The sequence below is a fragment of the Rhizobacter sp. genome (assembly GCF_031412075.1).
In the GTDB taxonomy this organism is placed as follows: domain Bacteria; phylum Pseudomonadota; class Gammaproteobacteria; order Burkholderiales; family Burkholderiaceae_C; genus Rhizobacter.
Window position 1 is genome coordinate 1 of the sequence record NZ_JANOCG010000123.1, and the last position, 4,585, is coordinate 4,585.

At 64.9% G+C, this 4,585-nt stretch carries 4 protein-coding genes; 2 read left to right on the forward strand and 2 right to left on the reverse strand.

Annotated features, from left to right (window positions below; genetic code table 11):
* Positions 1-922: hypothetical protein (locus tag RMO40_RS04355; protein WP_309716817.1), on the forward strand; the 922-nt coding region annotated here is incomplete at its 5' end.
* Positions 923-990: 68 nt separating this feature from the next.
* Positions 991-2,271: a TIGR03862 family flavoprotein gene (locus RMO40_RS04360; protein WP_309716821.1), complete on the forward strand. Its 1,281-nt coding sequence runs from the start codon at positions 991-993 to the stop codon at positions 2,269-2,271.
* Position 2,272: 1 nt separating this feature from the next.
* On the opposite strand, the gene RMO40_RS04365 is transcribed toward RMO40_RS04360, so the two are convergent.
* Complete coding sequence (locus RMO40_RS04365; protein ID WP_309716824.1) at positions 2,273-3,175, reverse strand: poly(ethylene terephthalate) hydrolase family protein; 903 nt, start codon at positions 3,173-3,175, stop codon at positions 2,273-2,275.
* A 395-nt stretch (positions 3,176-3,570) separates the two neighbouring features.
* Positions 3,571-4,464: a poly(ethylene terephthalate) hydrolase family protein gene (locus RMO40_RS04370; protein ID WP_309716827.1), complete on the reverse strand. Its 894-nt coding sequence runs from the start codon at positions 4,462-4,464 to the stop codon at positions 3,571-3,573.
* Positions 4,465-4,585 lie beyond the last annotated feature (121 nt).

Here is a 4,585-nt window from a genome sequence, read left to right on the forward strand (position 1 = left end):
CGGCGCTGCCTTCACCCGCGACGTGCAGGCGTTGTTGGAGAAGGGCGCCCAGGCCGCCAGCGACGAGATGGCCGACCTGTGCGAGAAGCTGATCAACGATTACAAGAAGGGCCAGAAGGAGCTGCTCAAGTTCCGCGTCAAGTGCGGCGGCAAGATCGCCCTCACGGCGGTGCTGGTGACGGGCGGTGCGGTGCTGTCGGTGGTGACGGCAGGGGCGTTGTCGCCGCTGGGCATCGTGGGCATCGTCAAGGGCGGCCTGGCCATCGGGCAAGAGATCGTGAAGCTCGCGCTCGATGCCGACAAGGCGGGCAAGCTGATCCAGGCCGAGCTCACGGTGCTCAAAAAGCTGATGAACGAAGAGAACGTCAAAGCCAAGAAAAGCGGCAAGGTGGCGCAGGGCGCCAAAGAGATCGGCCTCAACGTGTTCAGCAAGGTGCTGGGTGTGGAGACACCGAGCCTGAAGAACTGCCAGTCGCACATCGAGATCCACAAGATCGACATCGCCAAGATCGAGAAGAAGTCGAAGGCCTTGTCTGAAACCATCTACGAGGCGATGGACGAGCAGGCCAAGCAGGACAAGGCCCTCGCGGTGGCCAAAAAGACGCTGCCTGCCAACAAGGTGGGCAAGATCGCGCTGCAGGTCGAGAAGATCGAGCAGGCGCTGGATGCATTGCTCAAGTCGACCATCAAGGTCAACGAAGCGATCGAGCGCGCCGAGAAGCGCCAGGAGCACTTCGAGAAAGCGCTCGATGCCATGAAAGACGGCATCCCCGGCTGGGTGAAGTGGGTCGACGTGGCGGTGAGCCTGACGCTCGACCTGGCCACCGGCATTACCGACGCATCGTCGGCGATGGAGCGCACGGCGGCGGGCCTGGGTGCAGCCGCCCAGGCACTCGGCAACGAGGCCATCGACGTGACCTGAATCGGCGCGGTTGACTCGGTGGGCAGCCCGCTCGCAGACAATGCGAGCCCGCCGCTTGCCGATTGACCATGACTTCACCCTCCTTCTTGCCCCGCGTTGCCATCGTCGGCGGAGGCCCCGCCGGCCTGATGGCCGCCGAGGTGTTGGCCGCGGGCGGTGTGCAGGTCGACCTCTACGACGGCATGCCCTCGGTGGGCCGCAAGTTCCTGCTGGCAGGCAAGGGTGGCCTGAACCTCACCCACAGCGAGGCGCTGGAACCGTTTTTGTCGCGCTACGGCCAACGCCGTGTGCAGCTCGAGTCATGGCTGAACGACTTCAGCCCGCAGCAGCTGCGCGAGTGGGCGCTGGGGCTCGGGGTCAGCACCTTTGTCGGCTCGTCGGGGCGTGTGTTCCCGACCGACATGAAAGCCGCGCCGCTGCTGCGTGCCTGGCTGGCGCGCTTGCGTGCGAGTGGCGTGCGCTTTCACATGCGGCACCGGTGTCTGGGTTTTGCTGACGCTTCGGCCATGGCATTGCGGTTTGATTCGCCGCAGGGGGAAGTGCGTGTCGAGGCCGATGGGGTGTTGCTGGCGCTCGGCGGCGCCAGCTGGGCGCGCCTCGGCTCCGACGGCGCCTGGGCACCGTGGCTCGCACAGCGCGGTGTCGACGTGGCGCCGCTGCGGCCGGCGAACTGCGGCTTCGACATCGGCTGGACAGAGCACTTTCGCAGCCGCTATGCCGGCGAGCCGCTGAAATCGGTGGGGCTGAGGTTTGCCGGTGATGAAGGCCTGCGCTTCGAGCAGACGGGCGAATTCATCGCCACTGAAACCGGCATCGAAGGCAGCCTGGTCTACGCTGCGTCAAGCCACCTGCGCGACGCGATCGAGGCGCATGGCAGCACCACGCTGCACATCGATCTCTTGCCCGCGCGCAGCCTGGAATGGGTGCACGATGAACTCGCCCACCCGCGCGGCCCGCGCTCCTTGTCGACCCACCTGAAAACGCGGCTCGGTGTGCACGGCGTGAAAGCCGGCCTCTTGTACGAAGTGGTGTCGCGCGGCGACATGGCCGACCCGGCCCGCCTGGCGGCCTTCATCAAGGCCCTGCCTTTGCGGCTGGTCGCGGCGCGGCCGATCGACGAGGCCATCAGCAGCGCAGGTGGCGTGCGCCTGGAGTCGCTCGACGACGCGCTGATGCTGCGTGCGCAGCCGGGTGTGTTTTGTGTGGGTGAGATGCTGGACTGGGAAGCCCCGACCGGGGGCTACCTCTTGACGGCATGCCTGGCCAGCGCGCGTGTGGCGGGTGCAGGCGTGCTGCGCTGGCTGGCGGCGCGCGAGGCGTCTCCCGACGTCTCACGCGCCGGCCCGTAGATCAGTAAGGGCAGTTTTCGCGGTAGTCGGAGAAGGGGCCGAAGAAGCCACCCAGGTCGGCGTTGTGCTGCGCGCCGCACAGGAAGGGGCTGTAGCGGCTGTCGCCGTCCACGAAGCGCTTGAACCACGAGATCATGTAGCGGCCCACGATCGGGTAGTTGCTCGAAGACTGCGGGAAGAAGTGGCCTTCGCCGTTCAACTCGGCATAGGCTTTCTTGGTCGAGCTGGGCAGGCTGGTGTAGAACGGGATCGAGTGGCTTGACACCCCGGCGATCGTGTCGGTTTCGCCGCCGATGATCAGTGTGGGCACCGTCACGCGCGACCAGCTCTTGGTGGTGTGCCACGGAGCGATCGGCACCGCCGCCTTGTAGGACGGGTTGTCGCGTGCGGCCGACAGCGTGCCGCCGCCGCCCATCGAATGGCCGGCCACGGCGAGGCGGGTCGAGTCCACCTTGTTGTACAGCGGGCTGCTGCTGGTGCGGCTCAGGCTGACCACACGATCCAGTGCTGCCTTGAGCTGGCGGCCGCGGCTGTCGGGCTGGTCTGAGGTGGTGTTGGTGTCGATGGTGATCACCACAAAGCCGTGCGAGGCCAGGCGCGTGCCCATCCAGCTGATCGACGACTGGTAGGCGGTGAAGCCCGGTGAAATGGCGATGGCGCCATAGCTGCCCGAGGCGGTGGGGTAGTAGACCGTTCCGCCGCCAAAACCGCTGGCGCTGGAGCGCGAGATGGTCACGGTACGGGTGGCAAACGAGCCGGTGCGCTCGAGGCCGGATACGGTGGGGTCCGGGCCCTTCTGGTACTGCGCGTTGGCCAGTGCGGACACCGCCAACGCGGCGACAAAAAGGGAGGCCTTGGCAAAGCTTGCGACGCCCCGTGCCGTGTTTTGCGCTGTGATTCTCATGGTGTCTCCTGTCTTGAGGGTGGTTTGGAACACACGCGTTCCGCTGGTCGCGGGCTGCGAACCACCCGTTGAACAGGCGTTCGGTGAGTGGCAGTCAAATAATGCACGAGCGCGTACTTTTGTCGGATATCGGTTTCCCTGATGCCCCACTGAGCAAAAGGAAACGTTTGCACCCAAGTTGCAATCGCATGTGCAATCCCGACGAAGTTAACCTATGAAAACGTCCTGATTGACAGGTGAAAACGAGCTCCCGTGTAGCGGGGCGTGTGATGGGCCCGCAGACTCCTCGGGAGCGCAAAAATGTGAAATTTTGGATTTGCGTGCACAGACTCTGATGGGCCCGGCGGCTGGGCAGCGACCCGTCTCCCGACGGTTCGCTGCCAGGCACTACCCGATCAGTACGGGCAGTTCGAACGGTATTGCTGGATCTTTGACGTGACCGCGACCTGTGTCAGGTGCGGTGCGCCGCACAAGAACGGGCTGTAGCGGGTGTCGCTGTCGACGAAGCGCTTGAACCACGAGATCATGTACTTGCCCACCAGCGGGTACTGCGACGATGCCTGCGGGAAGAAGTGATCCGCGTTGTTCAGCTCCATGAAGGCCTTCAACGTGGTGTTGGGGATGCTCGTGTAGAACGGGATCGAGTGCGATGCGTCGCCTGCAACGGTGTCGCTCTCGCCGCCGATGATCAGCGTGGGGACACGAACCGTTGACCAGTTTTTGGTGGTGTGCCAAGGAGCCAGTGGCACCGCGGCCTTGTACGACGGGTTGTCGCGCGCAGCAGCCAGCGTGCCGCCGCCGCCCATCGAGTGGCCGGCCACGGCCAGGCGTGTGGCGTCGACCTTGCCGGCGAGCACGTTCCCCGAGCTGCGGCTCAGGCTGACGACCTTGTTGAGCGCGGCGGTGAGTTGGTTGCCGCGGCTGTCGGGCTGGTCGGAGGTGGTGTTGGTGTCGATGGTGATCACCACGAAGCCGTGCGAAGCCAGGCGGGTGCCCATCCAGCTGATCGACGACTGGTACGCAGTGAAGCCCGGGGAGATGGCGATCACGCCGTAGCTGCCTGCAGCGGTCGGGTAATAGATCGTGCCCTTGCCGAAGCCGACCGCGGCCAGGCTCGAGACGGTGGTGGTGCGGACCGTGAAGCTGCCTGCGCGCTCGAGGCCGGCTACGGTGGGATCCGGGCCCTTCTGGTACTGGGCGGCGGCCAGGGCCGACATGCTCATCGCGGCCACAAAAATGGATGCCTTCGCGAAGCCAACGACGCTGCGGCTCAGGGTTGTATTTGTCATGCTGTCTCCAATCTCATTTGAATGTTGGGGGCGGTGCCGGCCGACAGATTTGCATCTCTCCGACGACAGGTAAAGTTTTGCACGATCGTTCAAATTAGACGCATATCGGTTTCCCTGACGG

Bases quoted from the DNA above. Each gene is read 5' to 3' on its own strand.
- RMO40_RS04360 (WP_309716821.1), top strand. From the start codon at position 991: ATGACTTCACCCTCCTTCTTGCCCCGCGTTGCCATCGTCGGCGGAGGC.
- RMO40_RS04365 (WP_309716824.1), bottom strand. From the start codon at position 3,175: ATGAGAATCACAGCGCAAAACACGGCACGGGGCGTCGCAAGCTTTGCC.
- RMO40_RS04370 (WP_309716827.1), bottom strand. From the start codon at position 4,464: ATGACAAATACAACCCTGAGCCGCAGCGTCGTTGGCTTCGCGAAGGCA.